The 21,768-nt window shown below is 64.9% G+C and carries 25 protein-coding genes; 10 read left to right on the plus strand and 15 right to left on the minus strand.

Translation table 11 applies throughout. The features are described 5' to 3' along the window. Window positions 1-180: 180 nt before the first annotated feature. A complete protein-coding gene (locus PSV33_RS08470) occupies window positions 181-3,333 on the minus strand; it encodes an efflux RND transporter permease subunit (protein WP_300560602.1) in 3,153 nt (1,050 codons plus the stop codon). 22 nt (window positions 3,334-3,355) lie between these two features. Then, window positions 3,356-4,942 (minus strand): efflux RND transporter periplasmic adaptor subunit, encoded by a 1,587-nt coding sequence (locus PSV33_RS08475; protein WP_366945589.1) that lies wholly within the window; start codon window positions 4,940-4,942, stop codon window positions 3,356-3,358. Between the two features lie 391 nt (window positions 4,943-5,333). Here PSV33_RS08475 and PSV33_RS08480 point away from each other — a divergent pair, with 391 nt between their 5' ends. Continuing rightward, a complete protein-coding gene (locus tag PSV33_RS08480) occupies window positions 5,334-5,837 on the plus strand; it encodes a GNAT family N-acetyltransferase (RefSeq protein WP_300560604.1) in 504 nt (167 codons plus the stop codon). 209 nt (window positions 5,838-6,046) lie between these two features. Beyond that, the gene (locus PSV33_RS08485) at window positions 6,047-6,538 is read left to right on the plus strand and encodes a YHS domain-containing (seleno)protein (RefSeq protein ID WP_300560606.1); all 492 of its coding nucleotides are present in this window, start codon (window positions 6,047-6,049) and stop codon (window positions 6,536-6,538) included. Here the strand turns inward: PSV33_RS08485 and PSV33_RS08490 are convergent. Then, window positions 6,522-7,070, minus strand: coding sequence for a peroxiredoxin-like family protein (locus PSV33_RS08490; protein ID WP_300560608.1), 549 nt, complete (start codon window positions 7,068-7,070; stop codon window positions 6,522-6,524). The genes PSV33_RS08485 and PSV33_RS08490 overlap by 17 nt on opposite strands. A gap of 79 nt (window positions 7,071-7,149) precedes the next feature. Here PSV33_RS08490 and PSV33_RS08495 point away from each other — a divergent pair, with 79 nt between their 5' ends. Next, window positions 7,150-7,998, plus strand: coding sequence for an AraC family transcriptional regulator (locus PSV33_RS08495; RefSeq protein WP_300560610.1), 849 nt, complete (start codon window positions 7,150-7,152; stop codon window positions 7,996-7,998). A 25-nt stretch (window positions 7,999-8,023) separates the two neighbouring features. Here PSV33_RS08495 and PSV33_RS08500 read toward each other — a convergent pair whose 3' ends face one another. The 5 genes from PSV33_RS08500 to PSV33_RS08520 form a co-directional block, all read right to left on the minus strand. Further along, window positions 8,024-9,211 (minus strand): MFS transporter, encoded by a 1,188-nt coding sequence (locus PSV33_RS08500; protein ID WP_300560612.1) that lies wholly within the window; start codon window positions 9,209-9,211, stop codon window positions 8,024-8,026. Between the two features lie 100 nt (window positions 9,212-9,311). Continuing rightward, the gene (gene arsB / locus PSV33_RS08505; RefSeq protein ID WP_300560614.1) at window positions 9,312-10,337 is read right to left on the minus strand and encodes an ACR3 family arsenite efflux transporter; all 1,026 of its coding nucleotides are present in this window, start codon (window positions 10,335-10,337) and stop codon (window positions 9,312-9,314) included. 32 nt (window positions 10,338-10,369) lie between these two features. Beyond that, window positions 10,370-10,870 carry an arsenate reductase ArsC gene (locus PSV33_RS08510; RefSeq protein ID WP_300560616.1) on the minus strand — a complete coding sequence of 167 codons (501 nt, stop codon included), beginning with the start codon at window positions 10,868-10,870 and terminating at the stop codon, window positions 10,370-10,372. Window positions 10,871-10,950: 80 nt separating this feature from the next. Further along, on the minus strand, window positions 10,951-12,306 hold the full coding sequence (locus PSV33_RS08515; protein ID WP_300560617.1) for a hypothetical protein: 1,356 nt from the start codon (window positions 12,304-12,306) through the stop codon (window positions 10,951-10,953). 13 nt (window positions 12,307-12,319) lie between these two features. Next, window positions 12,320-12,661, minus strand: coding sequence for a metalloregulator ArsR/SmtB family transcription factor (locus tag PSV33_RS08520; protein WP_300560618.1), 342 nt, complete (start codon window positions 12,659-12,661; stop codon window positions 12,320-12,322). A 53-nt stretch (window positions 12,662-12,714) separates the two neighbouring features. On the opposite strand from PSV33_RS08520, the gene arsC reads away from it, so the two are divergent. Then, a complete protein-coding gene (arsC, locus tag PSV33_RS08525; RefSeq protein ID WP_300560619.1) occupies window positions 12,715-13,146 on the plus strand; it encodes an arsenate reductase (glutaredoxin) in 432 nt (143 codons plus the stop codon). Further along, window positions 13,115-13,849 (plus strand): arsenical resistance protein ArsH, encoded by a 735-nt coding sequence (gene arsH / locus PSV33_RS08530; RefSeq protein WP_300560620.1) that lies wholly within the window; start codon window positions 13,115-13,117, stop codon window positions 13,847-13,849. The genes arsC and arsH overlap by 32 nt, the downstream gene beginning before the upstream one ends. A gap of 87 nt (window positions 13,850-13,936) precedes the next feature. Here arsH and PSV33_RS08535 read toward each other — a convergent pair whose 3' ends face one another. Continuing rightward, window positions 13,937-14,839 carry a LysR family transcriptional regulator gene (locus PSV33_RS08535; RefSeq protein ID WP_300560621.1) on the minus strand — a complete coding sequence of 301 codons (903 nt, stop codon included), beginning with the start codon at window positions 14,837-14,839 and terminating at the stop codon, window positions 13,937-13,939. Window positions 14,840-14,955: 116 nt separating this feature from the next. Here PSV33_RS08535 and PSV33_RS08540 point away from each other — a divergent pair, with 116 nt between their 5' ends. The 4 genes from PSV33_RS08540 to PSV33_RS08555 all read left to right on the plus strand — a co-directional run bounded on the left by PSV33_RS08540 (window position 14,956) and on the right by PSV33_RS08555 (window position 17,264). Continuing rightward, the gene (locus PSV33_RS08540) at window positions 14,956-15,822 is read left to right on the plus strand and encodes an MBL fold metallo-hydrolase (RefSeq protein WP_300560622.1); all 867 of its coding nucleotides are present in this window, start codon (window positions 14,956-14,958) and stop codon (window positions 15,820-15,822) included. A 107-nt stretch (window positions 15,823-15,929) separates the two neighbouring features. After that, complete coding sequence (locus PSV33_RS08545; protein WP_300560623.1) at window positions 15,930-16,319, plus strand: nuclear transport factor 2 family protein; 390 nt, start codon at window positions 15,930-15,932, stop codon at window positions 16,317-16,319. A 14-nt stretch (window positions 16,320-16,333) separates the two neighbouring features. After that, complete coding sequence (locus tag PSV33_RS08550) at window positions 16,334-16,987, plus strand: DsbA family protein (protein ID WP_300560624.1); 654 nt, start codon at window positions 16,334-16,336, stop codon at window positions 16,985-16,987. A gap of 37 nt (window positions 16,988-17,024) precedes the next feature. Then, window positions 17,025-17,264 carry a hypothetical protein gene (locus PSV33_RS08555; protein WP_300560626.1) on the plus strand — a complete coding sequence of 80 codons (240 nt, stop codon included), beginning with the start codon at window positions 17,025-17,027 and terminating at the stop codon, window positions 17,262-17,264. A gap of 168 nt (window positions 17,265-17,432) precedes the next feature. Here PSV33_RS08555 and PSV33_RS08560 read toward each other — a convergent pair whose 3' ends face one another. The 3 genes from PSV33_RS08560 to PSV33_RS08570 are packed head-to-tail and all read right to left on the minus strand — an operon-like array spanning window position 17,433 to window position 18,804. After that, on the minus strand, window positions 17,433-17,666 hold the full coding sequence (locus PSV33_RS08560) for a DUF2798 domain-containing protein (RefSeq protein ID WP_300560627.1): 234 nt from the start codon (window positions 17,664-17,666) through the stop codon (window positions 17,433-17,435). Further along, window positions 17,663-18,256 carry a flavodoxin family protein gene (locus PSV33_RS08565; RefSeq protein WP_300560629.1) on the minus strand — a complete coding sequence of 198 codons (594 nt, stop codon included), beginning with the start codon at window positions 18,254-18,256 and terminating at the stop codon, window positions 17,663-17,665. The genes PSV33_RS08560 and PSV33_RS08565 overlap by 4 nt, the downstream gene beginning before the upstream one ends. 50 nt (window positions 18,257-18,306) lie before the next feature. After that, window positions 18,307-18,804: a DUF2938 domain-containing protein gene (locus PSV33_RS08570; RefSeq protein WP_300560631.1), complete on the minus strand. Its 498-nt coding sequence runs from the start codon at window positions 18,802-18,804 to the stop codon at window positions 18,307-18,309. 77 nt (window positions 18,805-18,881) lie between these two features. On the opposite strand from PSV33_RS08570, the gene PSV33_RS08575 reads away from it, so the two are divergent. After that, window positions 18,882-19,313, plus strand: coding sequence for a helix-turn-helix domain-containing protein (locus PSV33_RS08575; RefSeq protein WP_300560633.1), 432 nt, complete (start codon window positions 18,882-18,884; stop codon window positions 19,311-19,313). A gap of 242 nt (window positions 19,314-19,555) precedes the next feature. Here PSV33_RS08575 and PSV33_RS08580 read toward each other — a convergent pair whose 3' ends face one another. The 3 genes from PSV33_RS08580 to PSV33_RS08590 all read right to left on the minus strand — a co-directional run bounded on the left by PSV33_RS08580 (window position 19,556) and on the right by PSV33_RS08590 (window position 21,710). Further along, complete coding sequence (locus PSV33_RS08580) at window positions 19,556-20,401, minus strand: class II glutamine amidotransferase (RefSeq protein WP_300560635.1); 846 nt, start codon at window positions 20,399-20,401, stop codon at window positions 19,556-19,558. Beyond that, a complete protein-coding gene (locus PSV33_RS08585) occupies window positions 20,394-21,302 on the minus strand; it encodes a cation diffusion facilitator family transporter (RefSeq protein WP_300560637.1) in 909 nt (302 codons plus the stop codon). Before PSV33_RS08585 ends, PSV33_RS08580 begins: the two co-directional genes overlap by 8 nt. Before the next feature lie 198 nt (window positions 21,303-21,500). After that, complete coding sequence (locus tag PSV33_RS08590; protein ID WP_300560639.1) at window positions 21,501-21,710, minus strand: thioredoxin family protein; 210 nt, start codon at window positions 21,708-21,710, stop codon at window positions 21,501-21,503. Between the last annotated feature and the right edge of the window lie 58 nt (window positions 21,711-21,768).

Here is a 21,768-nt window from a genome sequence, read left to right on the forward strand (position 1 = left end):
CTTTTCTTTTGGCGACGCAAAAGAAAAGTGAGTTGCCGCCGGGCAACCCCCGGCTAGTGGGCGCACCTCCAACGCAGGAAGGCAAGACGGCTTCGACAGGCTCTGCCAGAACGGTGGTGGTCTTCAAGCGTGTATCCCGGATCAAGTCCGGGATGACGCCCCGCCGGAAGAGGAGGGCGTTCACACCGAACCCCTCCGCCCAAACCTCTGCCCCATCCTGTCAAACGCCAGATAAATCACTGGCGTGGTGAACAGCGTGAGCACCTGGCTGACGATGAGGCCGCCGAAGATGGCCAGGCCCAGGGGCCGGCGCAGCTCTGCCCCTTCGCCCCAGCCCAGCATCAGCGGCACGGCGGCAAACAGCGCGGCCAGGGTGGTCATGAGGATGGGCCGGAAGCGCAGCAGCGCGGCCTGGTGAATCGCTTCTTGCGGCGACTTGCCTTCGCTGCGTTCGGCGTCGATGGCGAAGTCGATCATCATGATCGCGTTCTTCTTCACGATGCCGATCAGCAGGATGATGCCGATGATGCCGATCACCCCGAGGTCGGAGCCGCTGATCATCAGCATCAGCAGCGCACCGACACCGGCCGAAGGCAGGGTCGAGAGAATGGTCAGCGGGTGAATGTAGCTTTCGTACAGCACGCCAAGCACGATGTAGACGCAGATCACCGCCGCCAGGATCAGCCACAACTGGCTGGACAGCGAGGTCTGGTAAGCGCCGGCCGCGCCAAGGAAGGTCAGGGTCACGCTGGCGGGCAGGGAGATGTCTTTGGCCGCCTGTTTGACCTCGCCTACCGCCTTGCCGAGCGACACGCCCGCCGCCGTGTCAAAGCCCAGCGTGGTGGCCGGGTACTGGGCCACGCGGGTGATCTGCAGTGGTGCGGGCTGCTCGGTGATGGTGGCGATGCTGGACAGGGGGGTGGTGACGCCCGAGCCGGTTCTCAGCGGCAGGCTGCCCAGCGAGGCCGCGGTCATCAGGGGGTCGGGCAGGGCCTCGAGGATCACGCGGTACTGGTTCGTCTCGGTGAAAATCGTGGAGACGATGCGCTGGCCAAAGGCGCTGTACAGCGCGTCGTCAATCGCCGAGGTTGTCACGCCCACACGCGAAGCGGTGTCGCGGTCCACCGAGATGTAGGCCGAGGTACCGGTGGCGCCGGCGTCCGAGGCGATGTTGCGCAGGGCCGGCAACTCCTGCATGCGCTGCGCCAGCTTGCTGGCCCACAGCGCCACCGTGGCCGTGTCCGAACCTTCCAGCGACACGCGGAACTGCGTGGGGCCGGTTTCGGCGTCGATCGTCAAATCCTGTGTGGGCTGCAGGTACATGGTGACGCCGGCCACCGCGCCGGCACGGCGTTGCAGCCGGTCCATGGTTTCCTGCTGGCTGGTGCTGCGCGTGCGCTTGAGGTTGATCAACATGCGCCCGGTGTGCAGCATGGTGTTGTTGGCGGCGTCCACACCGATGAAGGAACTCAGCGTGTCCACATCGGGGTCTTCCAGGATGGCTTTGGCCGCGGCCTGCTGCAACTCGGCCATGCGCGCATACGACACCGACTGGGAGGTCTCGATGCGCGCCTGCAGCTGGCCGGTGTCCTGCGTCGGGAACAGGCCCTTGGGAATCAGCACATAGAGCAGCACCGTCAGCAGCAGGGTGGCCAGCGCCACCAGCAGGGTGGCGCCCTGATGCCGCAGCACCCAGGTCAGCGACTGGTCGTAACGCGTGATCACGCCGTCGAAAAACTTCTGCAGTTTCGCGCCGGTCGGGCTGCTGCCGGTGTGCGGTTCATGCTTGAGCCATCTGGCCGACATCATGGGCACAAGGGTCAACGAGACCACCGCCGAGATCAGGATGGTGATGGCCAGCGTGACGGCGAACTCGCGGAACAGCCGGCCGACCACGTCGCCCATGAACAGCAGCGGAATCAGCACGGCGATCAGCGAGACCGTCAGCGAGATGATGGTGAAGCCGATCTGCTGCGCGCCCTTGAGCGCGGCGGCCATGGGCGCCTCGCCTTTTTCAATGTAGCGCGAGATGTTTTCTATCATCACGATGGCGTCGTCGACCACAAAACCGGTGGCAATCGTCAGCGCCATCAGGCTCAGGTTGTTCAGGCTGTAGCCCAGCAGATACATCGCCCCGCAGGTGCCAATCAGCGAAATCGGCACGGCCAGGCTGGCGATCACCGTGGCGCGCAGGTTGCGCAAGAAGGCAAAAATCACTAGCACCACCATGACCACGGCCAGCAGCAGTTCGATCTCCACATGCAGCACCGAGGCGCGTATGCCGGTGGTGCGGTCGCTCAGCACATCAACCTTCATGGCCGTCGGCAGGCCGGCCTGCAACTCGGGCAGGCGCGCCTTGATCGCGTCCACGGTGGCAATCACGTTGGCGCCGGGCTGGCGCTGCACGTTCAGGATGATGGCGGGCTTTAACTGCCGACGGGCCGCCCCTAGGCAGTTGTCCCCCGCGGGGGGAGGCGGCGAAGCCGTCAGGGGGGGGCAATCTCCGCCACTCCAGGCGCCGAGCTTGACGTTTTCAGCGCTGTCCACCACCTGCGCCACATCGGCGACACGCACAGCAGCGCCATTGCGAAAGGCAATGATCAGGTTCTTGTACTCCGCCGCTGCCAGCAACTGGTCGTTGGCGTTGATGGAATACGAACGTGTCGGCCCGTCGATGCTGCCCTTGGCACCGTTGGCATTGGCCGCCGCAATCGCCGTGCGCAGCGAATCGAGCCCGAGACCGTAAGACGCCAGCGCGCGCGTGTCCGCCTGGATGCGCACGGCAGGCCGCTGGCCGCCGCTGAGCGAGACCAGGCCGACGCCGCTGACCTGGCTGATCTTGAGCGCCAGCCGGGTGTTGACGATGTTCTGCACCTCGGTCAGCGGCAGGCTGTCGGAGGTGATCGCCAGCGTCAGCACCGGCGCGTCGGCGGGGTTGACCTTGGCATACACCGGTGGTGCCGGCAGGTCGGCCGGCAGCAGCGAGCCGCCGGCATTGATGGCCGCCTGCACCTGCTGCTCGGCCACGTCCAGGCCCAGGCCCAGACCAAACTGCAGGGTGACGATGGAGACGCCGGCCGCGCTGGTCGAGCTCAGGCGCTGCAGCCCGGCCATCTGGCCGAACTGGCGCTCCAGCGGCGCGGTGACGGTTTGCGCCATGACCTCGGGGCTGGCGCCGGGGTACAAGGTCTGCACCTGGATGGTCGGGTAGTCCACCTGGGGCAGGGCCGACAGCGGCAAAAACTTGAAACCGACCAGGCCGGCCAGCACGATGGCCACCATCAGCAGCGCGGTGGCTACCGGCCGCTGGATGAAGGGACTCGACGGGCTCATGCGGGCCGGCGCCTGGGGGCCGTCATTGGGCCGGCGCCTGGGCGCCCTGGCGCCGCCGTTCCATGATCTGGTGCCAGCGCGCCAGCGCGGCGGCATCACCCCGGTCTATCGCCGCGAGCAGCCCGGTGCGCCGCGCCAGCGCTTCCGGGTCGTCCTTGACCTGTTCCAGAAAACGCTTGCGCTGCTCAACGCCAGGCGGCGCGCCTGCGCTGGCGGCTGGGGGTGCCGGCGGGGCCAGCGCAACCGGTGGGCCCGCCGTCGCCGGTGCAGAAGCAGCCGGTGCGCCGGGGGCAGACCCAGCGGGCCGGGGTACCGGTGCGGCGCCGGGCGCCGGGTTGTCAGCGCGAGGTGCCGATGCGGCGCCCTGCGGCCTGCGCCCACCAGCACGGCCTGCGCCGGGCGCATCGCCCGGCAGCACCACGCGGGCGCCGTCCTTGAGCCGGTCGGCGCCCTCGGTGATGACGCGTTCGCCCACCTGCAGGCCGGAGGCGATCACGATCTTGTCCACCGTGGCTGGCCCGCGTTTGACGGGGCGCAGGCTCACGGTGCGCTCGGCCGCATTGAGCACATACACATAGTCGCCGCTGCTGCCCAGCCGCACGGCGGTCACCGGCACCACCACGGCGTTCTCGATGGTGCGCACCAGCAACTGCACATTGACAAACTGGCTCGGAAACAGCGTCAGCTTGCTGTTGGCAAAACGCGCCTTGGCCTTGACGGTGCCGGTGGTGGTGTCGATCTGGTTGTCGAGCGAGGCGAACACACCGGTGTCCAGCGTGCCCGAGCGGGTACGGTCGAGCGCGGTGACCTTCATCACGGTGCCGGCGCTGACGGCCTGCTGCAATTCGCCGACCTGGTCCTGCGGGATGGAAAACACCACGTCAATCGGTGTGACCTGGGTGATCAGGGCAATGCCGTTGGCATCGCTTGGGTTGACCACATTGCCGACGTCCACCGCGCGCAGGCCGACACGGCCGCTGACCGGTGCCACCACCCGGGTGTAGCCCAGGTTCAGGCGGGCGGCGCCTTCGTTGGCCTTGTCGATCACCACCGTGCCCTCGAGCTGCTTGACCAGTGCGGCCTGGGAGTCGACTTCCTGGCGGGCAATCGAGTCCTGGTCCAGCAGGGTGCTGAAACGCTGCAGGGTGACACGCGCGCTGGCCAGTTGGGCCTCGTCGCGCTGGCGCTGACCGGCGGCCTGCTGCAGGGCCAGTTCAAACTGGCGCGGGTCGATGGTGGCCATTAGTTCACCGGCACGCAACATCTGGCCTTCCTTGAACAGCACTTTCTGCAGCACGCCGGAGACCTGCGGACGCACCCTCACGCTGGCTTGCGGCGTGACCGTGCCCAGGGCGTCCAGAAGAATGGGAATGCTGGCCCGCTCAGCGGTGGCGACGCCGACCGTGGTGGCCGGCGGGCCGCGGCGTGCCGCGCCGGGGGCGGTGGTGCTGGTGTCGTCCGCGGGATGGGTCAGGCGCCAGGCGAGCCAGCCGGTGCCGGCCAGCGTGATCACCGCGATCAGGCTGCCAATCAGGACTGCGCGGCGGCTCAGGCGTTTGCGGGGAGGGGGCTCGGTGCCGGCGGTCGGCGCCTCATATTTCGGGTCCATCAGCTGTCCTTGTTGCCCACCACGCCAGCGGTCTGGCGCGGCACTTTTTTTGTGTTTGATGGGTGTTGTCACCAGCGGCGCCTTGGCGCTGCCAGCGTGTATTTTTCAGCCTGCCAAAGAATTATCACTGCAAGGCTGCGCAGGCAGATGTAGCGCCGGAAAGGGCTTCGTAAATGTCCGGTAAAGAGCGGCGGCCCGGCACGCACCATGGCGGAAGGTGCTGGCGGCGACTGTCTGCCAGCGCACATTGCTCTGTTTTCGATAGCTGCCGGCGCTTTCCTGGTCTGGGCTGGAGGTCGATTGGATGCCTGTTTCAGGCGGTGGTGCCGCGCCGGGCGCGTGGATTCGCTGCTTAGAATCACCACATCCACAGTTCCACAGAGCTCCCCGCATGACAGCTATCGCCACTTCCGGCCTGCGCATCAGCCGCGTTGACTACCGCAACCCCGCACACGCCGACGCGCTGGTCTTCCTGCTCGACGCCTACGCACGCGACCCGGCCGGCGGCGGCCAGCCGCTCAGTGACTTTGCCAAAACCCATCTGGTGCAGGCATTGGCTGGTCGGCCGCAGGCCTTCAGTGTGCTGGCCTTCGATAGTGCGTTGCCGGTCGGGCTGGTCAACTGCATCGAGGGTTTTTCCACCTTTGCCTGCCGGCCGCTGGTCAATGTGCACGACGTGGTGGTGCTGGCCAGCCACCGCGGCCGCCGCGTCGGCGAGCTGATGCTGGCCGCGGTCGAGACCATCGCGCGCGAGCGCGGCGCCTGCAAACTGACGCTGGAAGTGCTGCAGGGCAATGCGCCGGCCATCAAGTTATATGAGCGCATCGGTTTTGCCGGCTACCAGCTCGACCCGGCGCTGGGCAGCGCGCAGTTTTTGCAGAAGTGGCTGGGTTGAGGCCGAAACAGCTCAAGGACCTGGGTTTTTCTGGCAGCGCCAGGGTAGACCATGGAAAAGTTGATCAGCCGGTTCCCCGAACTTTATTCCACAGGCTCACTCGAATCCCGAGAAACCCGCTGCGGGTCGTTTGCAGTTCGCACACTGCGTGCGGCTATTTTCCGAACCCTGACCCTCACCCTGCCGGCATGCGAATGCCCGTCACGCCCATGCTTCATCTCGTTGTTCAACGCCTGTTCTCCATCTTGCTGCTCTCTGTGTCCAGCCTGGTCTTTGCCAATGCCGTTGAACCCGTGAGCACCCGCGATGGTGCACCGCTGGGTGGGAAGGACGCAGTGGCGTACCACGACCGTGCCAACCGGGACGCTCACAAGGCGACAGATGGCCGCGCGGCTTTTACCGTGCAGTACCTGGGGCACGCCTGGCGGTTTGCTTCGCAGGCCAGCGCGGACAAATTTGCAGCCAGCCCGCAGGCTTACGTCCCCCAATACAACGGTTACTGCGCCAACGCGCTGGCCAGTGACGAGGGGCTGATCACCACCAATGGCACCGTTTGGGAGTTTTTCGGCGACAAGCTGTATCTGTTTTATGCCGAACGCGGGCGCCAGCGCTGGCTCCAGGGCGACTGGCAGGCCTTCAGTAAAGAGGCCGATGCCGCATGGAAAGGCATCCTGCAGTCGAGGCTCAAACTTCGCCAGTGAATTCGCCGCGTGCGGGATACTCCTTGCTGATGGCAAAGTCAATCGCACCCAACAAGTCCTGAAACTGTGGTCGGGCAAAGGGCATGGTCTGCACGGCGCTGTAATACAGCGTGCCATCCGGACGCACGATGAACACGCCGGGTTCGCTGAACAAGGCAGGCTCGTCAATACCAATGGACGTTTTGCCGCGTGAGGTGCTGATGTACAAACCCCACTCCCGGGCGGCCCGCAGGCTCAGACCGTAACCAAACTGCAAACCACTGGCGCTGACCTTGGTAGCCATTTGTCCGGCACGATCTTCGTCGTCGCTGCTGACGGCCACCACCTGCACGCCGCGCGCGGCGAACTCGGGCGCCAGTCGCTCCAGCTCCAGCAGATATTTGGCACAAATGGGGCAGTGCAGGCCGCGGTAGAACACCAGCAGGTCAAACTTCTCGCCGGGTCGCGCACCCAAAACAAAACGACCTCCTGCAGTGAGGGCGACGTTGAGGGCGGGCACGGGGTAACGGGGCATGAGGGCTGAATGGCGCATGGCGGCTTCCTTGGGTGATTTGTTGGTGAATGGCTATTTTGATGTACTCTCTGCAATCATTAATTCATAAAAACTTGCATTGCGTACAAAGTTGCCTGTTTCAGTCAAGCCGGATCGCCTGTCCGCCCTGTTGCGCGGCCTGGCACCGCGCGTCGAGATGCCGCCCCGCATGCCGGAAGGGCGTGGCGCAGCCACGCTGCACTTTGCCGCCAGCGCCGAACCGATGCTGCATCTGCACGTGCTCAGCAGTGGCTCCGTGCAACTGCAAACGCCGGACATGGGGCCGGGTGCGGTCTTGCTGGCCAGTGGGCCGGCCTTCCTGATCTGCCGCGCTGACCACGCACACGCTGTCACGCCAATGGACGGGACGACGCACGACTCGCTGGTGTCGGCCCGTGCGTTTCTGGAGGGCCCGGTGGCGCCCTTGCTGCTGGCCGGGTTTGTGCAACCTCGGGTGGTGCCGCTGGCCGAAGAGGAGTCCTTGCTGCAGCACGTGCTTGCGCTGCTGCGCAGCGAGTTGAGCGAACCGCGCTGCGGCCAACCGGCGCTGCTCAATCGCGCCGGGGACATCATCTTTATCGGCTTGCTGCGCCACCTGATAGCGCACCCGGTCGGGCACGGCGGGCTGTTGGAGGGGCTGGCAGACCCGCGCATTGCCCGTGCGCTGGTGGCCATACATGATGCGCCGCAGAACGACTGGACGCTGGAGTCGCTGGCGCAACATGCAGGCATGTCGCGCACCGCATTTGCGGTGCGTTTTCGGGACACCATGGACAGCCCGCCGGGCAAGTACCTGAGCACGCTGCGTCTGCACATTGCCCAGCGTGCGGTGCATTCGGGCCAGGGTCTCAAAGCGGCGGCCAGCGCCTCGGGTTACGCCAATGTGTCAGCGCTGTCCAGAGCGCTGTCCAGAGCACGGGACACCTGAGTTGGCGTCTTCTGCGCCTCGGTTGCTAGGGCCTTGACCCGGCATCCCGGAGCAGCATAAGGGCCGCAAACGCCAGCGCGCCCAGCGCCGCGGAGAACCACAGCGCCGCGCCGCCGAAGCGGTCCAGCGCCAGGCCGAACAGCCAGGGCGAGAGCGCCTGTGCGAAACGCGCCGGCACCATCAGCAGGCCCTGGCGGGCCCCATAGTCCTTCACGCCGAACAACACCAGCGGCAGCGTGCCCTTGGCAATCGTCAACACACCGTTGCCGGCGCCGTGCAGCACAGTAAAGACCGCGCCGGCCGGCACACCCACCGCCAGAAAGGCCAGCGCGCCGACACTGTGCATCGCACCGGCGACGCGGGCTGACAGCAGCGGATGCACATTGCGCAGCAGGCCGTATTCGAGCAGCCGGCCAGCCACCTGCGCCGGCCCGACCAGCCCGGCAAAAATCAGCGCGGTGGCCAGCGGTACGCCCTGGACCTGCAGCAGGCGCGGCAAATGCGCCGCCATGGCGGTGCTGATGAACCAGGTCACGGCGAACACAAAAGCCAGCAGCACCGCGGTGCGGGTCGTGTTCTGCGTGCCGGCCGATGCGGGGGTGATGTCAGTCGCGGGATCTGCAGCGGAGGCAGCCTGTACGACTTGCCCGACGGGTGAACGGGGCAGCGTCAGATTCAGTGGCAAGGCCACCAGCAAGTGCAAACCGGCCCAGACGAAACAGGCGGCGCGCCAGCCCCATTCGAGTTCCAGCCAGGCTGACAGCGGCCAGCCGACGGTGCTCGCAAAACCGGCGAACAAGGTGATGCCGGTGATGGCGCCGCGTGCATCCTTGCCGTAGAGATGCACCAGCGCGGCAAAGGCGGCTTCATAGAGGCCAGCCGCCATGGCCACGCCGAGCAAGGCCCAGGCCAGCATCATGCCGACCGGTCCCTGCGCCAGGGCGAGTCCCGCCAGCCCGGCGGCAAACACAAAGCTGTTGGCGGCCAGCACCGGCCGGCCGCCGTAACGGTCAATGAGTTTGCCGGCCAGCGGGCCGAGCAGCGCCGACACCACCAGCGCCAGCGAAAAACCGAGAAACACCGTCGGTGTGCTGATGCCCAGGTCGCGCGCCATGGAAGTTGCCAGCATGGCCGGCAGGTAGTAGCTCGACGCCCAGGCCAGGGTCTGGGCGATGCCGAGGCTGGTAACGGTCAGGGCGTGGCGCTGGTTCATGGCCGCAGCTTAGCAGCGCAACAAGTACGCGGCAGGGGAGCCGCTATGCTATGAAAATCGTAGCTGCTGGCGCAAGTGGATAAAGGGCTGGCGGCCGATTTCATGCATGACGCGGCGCAAACCAGTGCTGCGTGCGGTTGATGATGGCTACCAGCGACAGCATGACCGGCACCTCGACCAGCACGCCGACCACCGTGGCCAGTGCCGCGCCCGATTGCAGGCCGAACAGCGAGATCGCCACCGCGACGGCCAGTTCGAAGAAGTTGGAGGTGCCGATCAGGCAGGCCGGGCCGGCCACGTTGTGCGGCAGGCTCAAGGCTTTGGCCGCGACGTAACTGATGACGAAAATGCCGTAGCTCTGGAGGATCAGCGGCACGGCGATCATGGCAATCACCAGCGGCTTGGCCACAATCGTTTCGGCCTGAAAGCCGAACAGCAGCACCACGGTGGCAATCAGCCCGATCACCGACCAGGGTTTGAGTTGGGCCACGAAGCCGGCCACGGCGTGCGTCGAGCGGCGCTGCAGCACGTGCCGCGTTGCCACGCCCGCCGCCAGCGGCAGCACCACATACAGCACGGTGGACAGCACCAGCGTTTGCCAGGGCACGGTGATGTTGGTCACGCCCAGGAGAAAAGCCGCAATCGGCGCGAAGGCCACCACCATGATCAGGTCGTTGACCGAGACCTGAACCAGCGTGTAGTTGGCGTCGCCCTTGACCAGCTGGCTCCAGACAAACACCATGGCGGTGCAGGGCGCAACGCCCAGCAGGATCATGCCGGCGATGTATTCGCTGGCCGACAGGGGGTCGACCCAGGGCGCAAAAATGTACTGAAAAAACAGCACGCCCAGCGCGGCCATGGTGAAGGGCTTGATCAGCCAGTTGACCACCAGCGTGAGCATCAGACCGCGCGGCTTTTTGCCCACGTCTTTCACGGCGGTCCAGTCAATCTGGATCATCATCGGGTAAATCATCACCCAGATGAACACCGCCACCACCAGGTTCACGTGCGCAATTTCCAGCGCGGCGATGCCCTGAAAGGCCGCTGGTGCCAGCAGGCCCAGGCCCACGCCGGCCGCAATGCCCAGTGCCACCCAGACGGTCAGGTAACGTTCAAACAATCCCATGGGACTTCCTTTTTTTCTTGTGAATGTGGGGCTCAGGCACGGGACAGATCGCGCGCGGCCTGCTGCACCATGGCCCGCTCCAGCTTGTCGGGCGGCAGGTTGACCAGCAGCTCCAGCCGGCGGCGAATCGCCAGCAAGGTCTGGTGGAAAGCGTCCTGCTTCTGTGCCTCGTCACCCGGCGCCTCGGACGGATCGGGGTAGCCCCAGTGCGCGGTGGCCGGCTGGCCGGGCCAGTAGGGGCAGACCTCGCCGGCGGCGTTGTCGCACACCGTGATCACAAGGTCCATGGGGGCAGATTCCGGCTTGCCGAATTCGTCCCAGCTTTTGCTGCGCAGGCCGTCGATGGCGATGCCGGCGTTTTGCAGAACCTTCAGCGCCAGCGGGTTCGGCTGCTGGTTGTCGCGCGGGCTGCTGCCAGCGGAGAAGGCCCTGAAGCGGCCTTTGCTCATGTGGTTCAACGTGGCTTCGGCCAGGATGCTGCGGGCCGAGTTGTGGGTACAGAGAAAAAGGACATTGATCACGCGGTCAGTCATGAGAGGGGCTTTCAGCAACAGCGTTGAGAAGGTGAAATTGCTACACTTTTTGTAGCTTCTGGCGCAGAGCAGACAAGGGCTCAGGTCGTATTTGATTCAATTTTTTCTTTACTGGACAGCGCAGAGCCATCGGGCGTGTGGCTGGCGTTCGCAACCAGCGCCATGGCAGGCGGCAGCACCACCACCGGCGAAAAACCGCCGCCAGCGGTGCGGAAGTTGGTGGTCTGGCCGGTGTAGGTGCGGGCCGCCAGCAACTGCACCTGGCCGCGGAAGGTGTAGGCGCGCAGGTCCAGCTTGAGCCGGGTGGCCACCCCATCCACATTGACCAGGCGTTCACTGGGCGGCACCAGGGCTTGCGCGATAAAGCCGCCGGCCAGGATGTTGCTCCACACGCCGCGTGTGAGTTTGTCGCCGCGGTAGGCGGCTTTGGCGCCGTAACCTGCCACGGGCTTGAAGAAGAGCTGGCGGCGACGGGCCCACAGGTCGTCGGCATGCCCGGCGGTGACCAGCTCAGTGTGCGGTACCACGGCCTGCAGCAGGCGCCGGTCTTCAGCCGACACCCCCCAGGAGGCCAGCAGTGCATCGTCGCCCAGGGTGATGAGGTTGCGCTTGTCGGCGTACAGCGCGTGCGCACGCGGGTGCGGCGTGACCACGGTTGCGCCGGCCACATAGGCGCTGCGCAGGGCTTCATGGGCCGGCTCGGACAGGCTGAAGTCGGTCAGGCGGTTGTAAACCAGATCGACTGCCATGCCTGGCAGGGCCGGGTGCCACAGCGCGCCGTCTTTCCACTGCAGCTCACGCGCGTCGCCTACCGCAGCCGTGATGCCGTGCGCCAGGAACAGTTGCCGCGCCAGTGCAAATTCAGGCGCCAGGTATTGCGCCTCCGGCGCGTCGTCGGTGATCAGGATGCTGCGCAGCGGCTGCGTGCCACGCTGGGCCTGCCACTCGGCGCGGAACATGGCCACAAAGGTCTGGTTGATCTGCGTCAGGTCGCTCGACGCATCCATCAGCCCCTGCATGGGTTCGCAGCAGTCGCGGTGCGCACGTGCCAGCGCAGCGTTGAGCAGCGCGCCGCCGGCGTTGGTGTTGATCTCGATCAGGCGTGGGCCATCCACACCCAGGTGAAAGTCATAGGCCATGAAGACGCCGGCGGGCCCGAAGTCATGGCGCGCAATCTCGGGCGCGCTGGCCAGTGCCGTTTGCTGGTAGGCGGGCAGGGCGATCACGCCTTCGATGGCCGCAATCGCCTGGCCCAGCGTCGCGCGGATGGCCGGGTCCAGAAACACCGCTGTCTCTGAAAACAGGTGTGGGTGTGTCGTGGCCAGAGCGGCCAGCATGCCTTGCAGGCTGGCGTCAGTTTCCAGCTGCTGGCGCAAGCGCTCGGGGTTCAGGGTGCGGCACAGGCACCCCAGGTTCAGGGCCTCGGCGAGATTCATGGCGGCGTCCGGGTCAGCACGCCGCGCACGAGGCGGTGTCGGCGGCTGCGCAGGCTTCGCCCTGGCAGCAATGTTCAGTCATGTAGCCGAGCAGGGCGTTCATCTGTTCGAAGTTGGCGCGGTAGATCAGGTTGCGGCCACGCGGCTCGCTGCTGACCAGGCCCGAGTGCGCGAGTTCTTTCAGGTGGAAGGACAGCGCGCTGGGCGCCACTTCCAGCTGCTCGGCAATGGCGCCCGGCGTCAGCCCGTCGGGCCCGGCCACCACCAGCGCGCGGAAGGTGCGCAGGCGCTGGGCCTGGGCCAGGGCGGCCAGCGCGCGGACCGCTGAAACTTCGTCGAGGGCTTTTGTTTTCATAATTCAAATATAATTGAATTGTTGAAGTAAAACAAGCGAGCAAGGAAAAATTCATGGCCGACATCACGATTTACCACAACCCCCAGTGCGGCACCTCGCGCAACACGCTGGCGCTGATCCGTAACAGCGGGGCCGAGCCCGAAGTCATTGAATACCTGCAAACCCCGCCCAGCCGCGAGACCCTCCAGCAACTGGCGGCCCGCACCGGGCAGCCCTTGCGTGCACTGATCCGCAGCAAGGAAAAGATATTTGCCGAACTCCAGCTCGACAACCCCGCGCTGACGGATGAACAACTGCTGGACGTCATGCTGGCCCACCCGATTTTGATGAATCGCCCCATCGTTGTGACGCCGCTGGGCACCCGCCTGTGCCGGCCGTCCGAAGCCGTGCTCGACATCCTGCCGGCGCCACAGCAGGGCGCTTTCACCAAGGAAGACGGAGAGCAGGTCATCAATGCCAAGGGAGAACGTGTTGCCGGCAACTGATCTTCCCAACATCGATCCGGCGCTGTTCGTGCCGCCTTCCACCGCGACGCTGCAGGCCTTCCGCCCATCGGCCCACCCGCCGCGCATTTTGCTGCTCTACGGTTCTGTGCGCGAGCGCTCCTACAGCCGGCTGCTGAGCGAGGAGGCCGCACGCCTGCTGCAGGCCATGGGCGCCGAAACCAGAACCTTCGATCCGAGTGGCCTGCCGCTGCCCGACGACGCGCCCGACAGCCACCCCAGGGTGCAGGAGCTGCGACAACTCGCGTTGTGGGCCGAAGGCATGGTCTGGACATCGCCCGAGCGCCACGGCGCCATGACCGGCATCATGAAATCACAGATCGACTGGATCCCGCTGGCCGATGGCGCGGTGCGCCCGACTCAGGGAAAAACGCTGGCCGTGATGCAGGTCAGCGGTGGTTCGCAGTCTTTCAACGCGGTGAGCCAGTTGCGCGTGCTGGGCCGCTGGATGCGCATGCTGACGATTCCGAACCAGTCTTCGGTCGCCAAGGCGTTTCTGGAGTTCGACGAAGCCGGGCGCATGAAGCCCTCGGCCTATTACGACCGCGTGGTCGACGTGATGGAAGAACTCGTCAAGTTCACGCTGCTCACGCGCGATGTGTCGCCTTACCTGGTGGACCGCTACAGCGAACGCAAGGAAAGTGCCGAAGCGTTGTCGAAGCGGGTGAACCAGCGCAGTCTTTGAGTTTTGTGAGTCAAATCGGCCTCTGGCCCATAGCGGACAAGCGCAGGCAGCTATTAAATTGATAGTGCCGCGTACCCCGGCAGCGCATCACCTTGCGCCTTCCCACGGTACCCCCGCAAACCGCTCCACCACAAAATCCAGAAAAGCACGCACGGCGGGCGACAGATGCTTGCGCGAGGGGTAGAGCGCATAAATCGCCATGTCGGGCAGCTTCCAGTCGGGCAGCAGCCCTTGCAGGCTGCCGTCCCGCAAATGCGGGTTGGCCAGGTAGGTCGGCTGCAGCGCGATGCCGCCGCCGGCCAGCGCGGCCTGCAGCAGGGCGGTGGCTTCGTTGGCGCTGAAGTGGCTGCCGACGCTGACCTCTGCATGTTCGTTGCCGCGACTGAAGCTCCACACGCTTTTGCCGAAGTTGGCATGGCTCAGGCAGCGGTGTGTGGCCAGGTCGGCCGGTACCTGTGGCATGCCATGCTCGGCGGTGTAGGCGGGTGACGCGACCAGCACCGAGGCGCAGGGGGCCAGCACACGGCCTATGAGCGCAGGGTCAGGCTGCGCACTGATGCGTATGGCCAGGTCGATGCGCGCCTCCACCAGGTTCAGCGCACCTTCGCTGGCATTCAGGTCGATCTTGAGCTGCGGGTGCAACTTCAGGAAGTCGGTGACGGCCGCAGCCATCTGCGCATAGGCAAACGACATGCTGCAGGTGATGCGCAACTGCCCGCGCAGGGCGCCGCCCTGGCTGCTGGTTTCTTCTTCCACGTTTTCCATCAGCGCCAGCATTTGCTGGCTGCGCCGCAGGCAGTTCTCGCCCGCGTCGGTCAGGGTGACGCTGCGGGTGGTGCGCTGCAGCAGGCGTGTGCCCAGCCATTGTTCGAGCTCGGCCACATACCGCGTGACCATGGCGCGGGACATGTCCAGTTTGTCGGCGGTGGCGCTGAAGCTGCCGCTCACGGCGACCTCGGCAAACACCTGCATTGCGGTCAGTCGGTCCATATCTGCTCGATTATTGAAACAGTAATGGGCGAATTATGCGGTTTATCTGTCCGAATATTGAAACTACAGTTCATTCAGCGCTGCAAAGCGTGTTCTACAACCCACAGGAGTTCACCATGATCCGCACCACCGTTATCGCCGCTTCCCTGGCCATTGCCTTCACCGGCGCCCAGGCCGCCCAGCCCCTGACCGTCAAGGTCTATAACGCCGACGGCAACAGCTTCAAGGTCAACTCGACCCTGGTCTATGGCGAGAAGGAGGCCATGGTGATTGACGCCGGCTTTACCCGTGCCGACGCCTTGCGCATTGCCGCCAACGTGCTGGACAGCGGCAAACAGCTGACCACCATTTATGTAAGCCAGGCTGACCCCGACTACTACTTTGGCGTCGAAACGCTGAAAGAAATCTTTCCCCAGGCGGAGGTGGTGAGCAGCGCCGCCGTGCTGGAAAAACTGACGGCCAAGATGGCGGGGAAAGTCACGTTCTGGGGCCCCAAGATGGGCGCGAACGCACCGCGCAAGCCGGTGACCCCGCGCGCCCTGGAGGGCAACACCCTGAAGCTGGACGGCCAGACCATCGAGATCCGCGGCACCCAGGGCCTGCTCGCGCACCGTCCGTACGCATGGATTCCGTCGATCAAGGCCATCGTCGGCAATATTGGTGTGTTCGGCAATATGCATGTGTGGACGGCAGACACCCAAACCGCTGCTGAGCGTGCCGCCTGGGTGGCGCAGCTCGACGAGATGGCCGCGCTGAAGCCCGAGCTGGTGATTCCCGGCCACATGGCATCCGGCACACCGCTGGACGCCAGCGCCCTGGCTTTCACCAAGGGCTACCTGCAGACTTTCGAGAAAAACCTGGCAGCCAGCAAAAACAGCGCGGAATTGATTGATGCCATGAAGCAGGCCTACCCGCAGGTGACGGACGGCGCCATGTCGCTGGACATGGGCGCCAAGGTCAACAAGGGCGAAATGAAGTGGTAATTCATAAAGCCTGATCAAGCCCCGCAAAGCCTGGGCGGCCCGTCAGCACCCCTCTGCATCCGGTCAACCTGCCGGATGCAGAGTCATTGATTGAAAGAGAACAGAACATGCGTACTCACCTGAATATCATCGCCGACCACTACGCCGCATCAACGCGCCAGGACACGGCCGCCATGATGGCCGATGTGGCCCCGGACGTGCGGTGGACCGAGATGGCCGGCTTTCCGTGTGCGGGCACATGGGTCGGGCCGGAACAGGTCATCGAACAGGTCTTCCAAGCCCTGGGTGCCGCATGGACCAGTTACCGGTTTGAACTGCAGGAACTGATAGATGCCGGTGACCGGGTCATCGCGCTGGGCGTGTACCACGGCACTTACGGCAAGACGGGCAAATCCATGCAGGCGCGCGTGGCGCATGTCTGGCGGTTGGAGAACGGAAAAATGGTGCAGTTCGAGCAGTTCACCGACACCCTGCTGGTCGCGCAGGCGATGACTTGAAAGGCAAAGGAATCATGCAGGACAGCTCTCAAAAAACCATCGTCACCTATTTGTTCGACCCGCTGTGCGGCTGGTGCTACGGCGCATCACCCGTGATCCAGCGCCTGGGTCAGCAGGGCGATGTCCACCTGGCGCTGGCCCCCACCGGCCTGTTTGCCGGCGCGGGCGGACGCAGCCTGGACGCGGCTTTTGCAGACTACGCCTGGTCCAACGACATGCGGATTGAAAAGCTCACTGGCCAGCGCTTCACCGAGGCCTACCGCAGCCAGGTGCTGGGCAGGCCCGGCAGCCGTTTTGACTCCGCCGCCACCACGCTGGCGCTGACGGCCGTCGACCTGACCGAGCCGCAGCATGAACTGGACACCCTGAAGGTCTTGCAGGAAGCCCGCTATGTACATGGACTGGATACCAGCGCTGTGCCGGTGGTGGAGAAACTGTTGCGCGACGCCGGGCTGCGTGCTGCCGCAGGCCGCTTGGCCGCTGGCGACGCCGAGCTGCTGGCCGCCAATGCTGCGCGCATCCGCAAGGCGCAAGGGCTGATGCAGACTCTTGGCGCGCAGGGGATTCCGGCGCTGGTGATCACGAATGGCCAGGGCAGCCGCCTGCTGCGCGGCAATGTGCTCTATGGAAGTTTTGACAGCCTGCTCAGCCAGATCGGTTCAGCCTGAGCGGTTCGGGTACAAAGCTGCAGAAGGAGATACCCCCATGAACACACTCCAGCAGGTGCTGGTTCACATGCGCGCGGGCGACTGGCGCGAGGCCCACAACCTGGTGCAAAGCGATGACTCCCTGCTGGCCGCATGGCTGCACGGCATCCTGCACATCCAGGAAGGTGATCTGGAGGATGCCGAATACTGGTACGGCAAGGCCGACCGCCATTTCCGCAGCCGCGGGACACTTGACGAAGAGCTGGCGCGCCTTGAGGCGGAATTGGAAAATCATTGAGACTGGCTCAAGTCACGACATCACACTGTTCGGGCTGAGCCTGTCGAAGCCTGTCCTGCGCGCCAGCAGGTTGTCCGCCATGACCTATGCGGGAAGCCTCAAAAATTATAGAAATTGGCCGCCAATCCTTGCTTGGCATACCCAAGCAGCTACTAATTTGGTAGCACTTCATCCCGTGTCCCGGCTGGTGAGTCCCCGAACGATTCGGCGCGCAACGGGCGAGACGAGCAGCACGGCAGGAAACGCGAACAACCACGCCGTGAGCCAGGAACCGGCCCACAGCGACAGAAAGCCCGGCCCCATCCCCGCGGCGCGCAGCGTGGCTATTCCAGCGACCAACAGCGACATCAGGCCCGAGAGAAAGAAGCCGAACAGGACGGGCTCGAATTTCCTGGGAATCATGGGGTCACCTCGGCGTCGACATCGGCTGCCATGCGCTGCAAAGCCTCGGCCACATTGGTGCCGAACATCCGCGCCGTCTTGACATCTCCGGGGGCAAACGAGTCTGCCGCCTCCGAATGCCCGGCCTGCGCCATCATTCCCGACCACGAGCCGAGCCGGTTGGCGGCTTCCTCGTAAGGCACCCCTGCGTGCTGCTCCGGCAGGATGGCGTTGCCGACCCAGACCATGCCGTGCTGCATGGCGAAGACAAACATCGACAGCAGGGTCGATTGCTTGTCGCCGGCCGGCAGCGACGACACGGTGAAGGCCGATGCCAGCTTGCCCTTGAGGGCGTGGCTTTTCCAGAGCCGACCTGTGGCGTCCATGAAGGTCTTGAAGGTGCCGGAGACCCCGCCCAGGTAGGTGGGCGAGCCGAAGACAAAGCCGTCATAGTCCAGCAGATGCTCGGGTGTGCGGGTCAGGTCTTCGGCTTTCAGCAGATGCGCGGTGATGCCGGGAACCGCGCGCGCACCCGCCAGGATGTGCCCGGCGATATGGGCCGTGTGGCCGTGTGCGCTGTGATAGATGACGGCGAGTTGTTTGTTCTTCATGGTGTGTTGTCCTTTTCAAGTTGAGTGAATGAATCTCAGAAAACAAGTCTTCATCGCGAGATCCAGGCGCTGACGACGGCGGCCAGGTAGAGGCCGAGTCCGAAAATGCTGTGGTTGGCCAGGCTCCGGAGCCGGTTTTTGGCCGGTGCCGGTGTGCGCGACGAGGCGATGCCCGCGCCCATGGCGGGTTGCATCACGAGCCAGGGCGCGGCGACGGTGCCGATGCCCAGGCAAAAGGCCGGCAGCAGCGTGGGCTGGTGCACCCATGGCATGCCCGCCATGCCGGCCAGCAGGGCGGCGAAGGCGATGCCGGTTGCGTAGTGGACCAGCCACCCCAAAGCAAGCTCGCCCCGCACGGGCGCCGCCTTGGCGATGGCGTCGTGTTTCCACGTGCCGCGGCGCCAGTGGCCGGCCCAGCGGCCGATCATCGCGAAGTTGAGCGTGGGCACGCCCAGGCGCTGGAGAAGCAGCAGCCAGGCGTCCATGACTGCAGTGGCACCCACCCCGATGAGCAGGATGTGTGCAGCGCCTGAAATGAAGGTGTTCATGGGATTCCTTGTTGACGAAAAGTGAAGTTGGTGTCACTCTACAAGTTCAAGTCAACTTGAAGTCAAGGGGTTTTTTCATGGACATCGCCGAAGTCGCCAGAAAATCAGGTTTTCCCGCCTCAGCGCTGCGTTATTACGAGGAAAAAGGGCTGATCAGCTCGGTCGGCCGGCAGGGCTTGCGCCGCACTTTTGCACCGGGCGTGCTGGACCAGCTGGCGCTGATTGCGCTCGGGCAGGCCGCCGGTTTTTCGCTCGACGACATCAGCGCCATGTTCTCGCCGGACGGCCGGGCCAGCATCGACAGAAAGTCGCTCAGCGCCAAGGCCGACGAACTGGACCAGACGATCAAGCGCCTGAAGGCGATGCGCAACGGGCTGAGGCATGCAGCGGTGTGTCCCGCGCCCAGCCACGCCGAGTGCCCGACCTTTCAGCGGCTGCTTCGCTCCGCAGCGGCCGGCGAGCTGACGCCGCGCGTCAGGAAGCCCTTGCGTGTCCGTTCAAAAGCGTGAAGGTTCTGGACGGGCTGGACGCGGGCTTGCCTTGTGGACTGATATTGCGAGCGCAAGGGGAGTGCGAAGGCGCTGGCCAGGCGGGTGAATCAGCGTACAGCCGCTTGCGGAGCAAGTGTCCAGCCCTTATGCGCGGCGGCGGCAGCCTGTCTCACCGCAGCCACTCCTGGGCTTTCAGTCCGGCGCGGATTCTGTGAGGAAAATCCGCCTCCAGCCTTTACTCAGAAAGCGCAGATAGCTATCTATTTGGTAGCAAATGGAGTCCCTGCAACCATGACAGCGCCACGCGTAGCGAGCAGGGTGCCCTGGCGCACCGCGATCAGATCCCCTTCGGCCAGAGGTTGCCAGGCCTCGTCGGTGAGCGGCACGCTTGCGATGAACAGGACGATGCGTTCCTCCTGGGCTATCGCGACGCCGGCTTCGTGGGCCGTCGCCTGCTCCTCGGGCGGGCAATGCCGTTGCAGCATCCACAGGCCCGGCGGTCCGGCATGGCCGATGTCGGCTTGCAGGCGCTTGTGGCCGTGGGCAAACAGGGTGTCGCCGTCGGCGTAAATAAAGTTGGCCGGGCCGATCGCCCGCAGCTCGGCGGCGAAGCTTGCCAGCAGTGCCAGCCGCGCGTCCAGCGTGGGCGGGGCGGCCCCGCTCCACAGGGGCCGAAGGCGTTCCATCAGGGCGCAGAAAGCATGTTCCGAATCAGTCTGTCCCACGGGCCGATACGCGCCGAGCGTCAGCGTTTCGCAGCGTTCGATGCCGGGCAGGTCGCCGTTGTGGGCAAACACATGGGCGCGGCCGCCCAGTTCCCGAACAAAGGGCTGCGTGTTCGAAAAGCTCACCGCGCCACGCGTGGCATGGCGGATGTGCGAGATGGCCAGTTGGGTGCTCGGCCCCTGGGTTTCCAGGTAGCGAACCAGTGGGCTGTCCCCGGCGGCCAGCGGTTCGCGGAACAGCGCCACGTCTTCGCCCTGGTAGAACGCAACGCCCCAGCCGTCGCGCGAGCTGCCGGTTGCGCCGCCGCGCGAAGCCAGGGTGTGGAGCGAAAATGTCAGCCGGGTCGGCCCGGAAGTCGAGAGGGCCAGGAGCTCACACATCAGGTGGGGCGCAAGGCGCGGTGAAGGCTTGCTGCATGACCTGCAGCGTCACGTGGGTGATGTCGAAACGCTCGTGCAACTGGTCGGTGGCGTGTTTCAGGAAAACATCGTCAGCGTGCCCCTGCGGCATCACCAGATGCGCCGTCAGTGCGATATGCGAGGTGCCCATGGACCAGATGTGCAGGTCATGCACCCGCGTCACGCCCGGAAGCGCAGCCAGACAGTCCTGAACCGCCTGCGGGTCCACGCTGTCGGGCACGCCGTCAAACAGCATGTGCAGCGACTCTTTGAAAAGACTCCACGTCCCCACCAGGATCACCGCGGCAATCAGCAGGCTGACCACCGGGTCCAGCCACACCCAGCCCATCCACAAGGTCAGCGCCCCGGCGATCACCACCCCGGCGGACACCAGGGCATCGGCGGCCATGTGCAGGAAGGCGCCGCGGATGTTGAGGTCGCGCTCGCGCCCGCGCATGAACAACAGGGCAGTCGCCGTGTTGATCACAATGCCGATGCCGGCCACCACCATGATGGTCACACCTTCGGCACCGGCCAGCGGCTCGGGCGAGAAGAGCCGGCCCACCGCTTCCCAGGCCAGAGCGCCCATCGCCATCAGGAGCAGCAGCGCGTTGGCAAAAGCCGCCAGAATGGTGCCGCGCTTCCAGCCGTAGGTGTGGCGCGGGTTGGGCCGCAGCTTGCTGGCCAGTGCGCCGCCCCATGCCAGCACGAGACCGGCCACATCACTCAGGTTGTGCGCCGCATCGGCCAGCAGGGCCAGCGAGTTGATCTTCCAGCCGTAAAACGCCTCGATCGCCACAAAGACGATATTGAGCACGATGCCAATGGCAAAAGCCCGATTGAAGTTGGCCGGGGCGTGGCCATGGTCGTGATCTGCGCTCATCCGGCGAGGTTCTCTGGCATCACCGGGGAACTGCCCTCCACCCAGTCCCTGATTTCTCCTGCGTATCCCATGCACATGTCGCTTGTCCTGTTGTTGTGATATCGATGTAGCCTGCGCTTGCGCGTCGCCGCAGGACAAGGCTCAAGGCGCCTGCCGATGAGCGGGCACCCGGTTTGTGGCGGGGAGCACTTTCGCTGCTCAACAGGTGTCAGTGAACCATTGCTCGATCTTGTCGCGGCTGGGCACGCCGGCCGCATGAACGACCTTGCCATTGATGACAACACCGGGTGTGTTCATGACGCCGTAGGCCATGATATCGCGCACTTCCTCCACTTTTTCCAGCTTGACGGCGATGCCTCTGGCTTTGGCCACCTGGGCGCGCGGGAAGCCCAGGCCGTGGTCAGACAATTTGGTGCGGCGCCATTCAACATGGGTTCCTCAGGCACTGATGGCCAGTCGCTTTATT

This window comes from Polaromonas sp. (genome assembly GCF_029945895.1).
Classification (GTDB): Bacteria; Pseudomonadota; Gammaproteobacteria; order Burkholderiales; family Burkholderiaceae_C; genus Polaromonas.

What these genes read in the sequence shown, in the direction of transcription:
- PSV33_RS08520 (WP_300560618.1), bottom strand. Translation starts at nt 12,661, where the DNA reads ATGAAAACAAAAGCCCTCGACGAAGTTTCAGCGGTCCGCGCGCTGGCC.
- PSV33_RS08515 (WP_300560617.1), bottom strand. Translation starts at nt 12,306, where the DNA reads ATGAATCTCGCCGAGGCCCTGAACCTGGGGTGCCTGTGCCGCACCCTG.
- PSV33_RS08565 (WP_300560629.1), bottom strand. Translation starts at nt 18,256, where the DNA reads ATGAAGAACAAACAACTCGCCGTCATCTATCACAGCGCACACGGCCAC.
- PSV33_RS08555 (WP_300560626.1), top strand. Translation starts at nt 17,025, where the DNA reads ATGAACACACTCCAGCAGGTGCTGGTTCACATGCGCGCGGGCGACTGG.
- PSV33_RS08580 (WP_300560635.1), bottom strand. Translation starts at nt 20,401, where the DNA reads ATGTGTGAGCTCCTGGCCCTCTCGACTTCCGGGCCGACCCGGCTGACA.
- arsB (WP_300560614.1), bottom strand. Translation starts at nt 10,337, where the DNA reads ATGGGATTGTTTGAACGTTACCTGACCGTCTGGGTGGCACTGGGCATT.
- arsH (WP_300560620.1), top strand. Translation starts at nt 13,115, where the DNA reads ATGCCAAGGGAGAACGTGTTGCCGGCAACTGATCTTCCCAACATCGAT.
- PSV33_RS08560 (WP_300560627.1), bottom strand. Translation starts at nt 17,666, where the DNA reads ATGATTCCCAGGAAATTCGAGCCCGTCCTGTTCGGCTTCTTTCTCTCG.
- PSV33_RS08570 (WP_300560631.1), bottom strand. Translation starts at nt 18,804, where the DNA reads ATGAACACCTTCATTTCAGGCGCTGCACACATCCTGCTCATCGGGGTG.
- PSV33_RS08490 (WP_300560608.1), bottom strand. Translation starts at nt 7,070, where the DNA reads ATGCGCCATTCAGCCCTCATGCCCCGTTACCCCGTGCCCGCCCTCAAC.
- PSV33_RS08480 (WP_300560604.1), top strand. Translation starts at nt 5,334, where the DNA reads ATGACAGCTATCGCCACTTCCGGCCTGCGCATCAGCCGCGTTGACTAC.
- PSV33_RS08510 (WP_300560616.1), bottom strand. Translation starts at nt 10,870, where the DNA reads ATGACTGACCGCGTGATCAATGTCCTTTTTCTCTGTACCCACAACTCG.
- PSV33_RS08540 (WP_300560622.1), top strand. Translation starts at nt 14,956, where the DNA reads ATGATCCGCACCACCGTTATCGCCGCTTCCCTGGCCATTGCCTTCACC.
- PSV33_RS08475 (WP_366945589.1), bottom strand. Translation starts at nt 4,942, where the DNA reads ATGGACCCGAAATATGAGGCGCCGACCGCCGGCACCGAGCCCCCTCCC.
- arsC (WP_300560619.1), top strand. Translation starts at nt 12,715, where the DNA reads ATGGCCGACATCACGATTTACCACAACCCCCAGTGCGGCACCTCGCGC.
- PSV33_RS08470 (WP_300560602.1), bottom strand. Translation starts at nt 3,333, where the DNA reads ATGAGCCCGTCGAGTCCCTTCATCCAGCGGCCGGTAGCCACCGCGCTG.
- PSV33_RS08485 (WP_300560606.1), top strand. Translation starts at nt 6,047, where the DNA reads ATGCTTCATCTCGTTGTTCAACGCCTGTTCTCCATCTTGCTGCTCTCT.
- PSV33_RS08545 (WP_300560623.1), top strand. Translation starts at nt 15,930, where the DNA reads ATGCGTACTCACCTGAATATCATCGCCGACCACTACGCCGCATCAACG.
- PSV33_RS08575 (WP_300560633.1), top strand. Translation starts at nt 18,882, where the DNA reads ATGGACATCGCCGAAGTCGCCAGAAAATCAGGTTTTCCCGCCTCAGCG.
- PSV33_RS08500 (WP_300560612.1), bottom strand. Translation starts at nt 9,211, where the DNA reads ATGAACCAGCGCCACGCCCTGACCGTTACCAGCCTCGGCATCGCCCAG.
- PSV33_RS08585 (WP_300560637.1), bottom strand. Translation starts at nt 21,302, where the DNA reads ATGAGCGCAGATCACGACCATGGCCACGCCCCGGCCAACTTCAATCGG.
- PSV33_RS08535 (WP_300560621.1), bottom strand. Translation starts at nt 14,839, where the DNA reads ATGGACCGACTGACCGCAATGCAGGTGTTTGCCGAGGTCGCCGTGAGC.
- PSV33_RS08550 (WP_300560624.1), top strand. Translation starts at nt 16,334, where the DNA reads ATGCAGGACAGCTCTCAAAAAACCATCGTCACCTATTTGTTCGACCCG.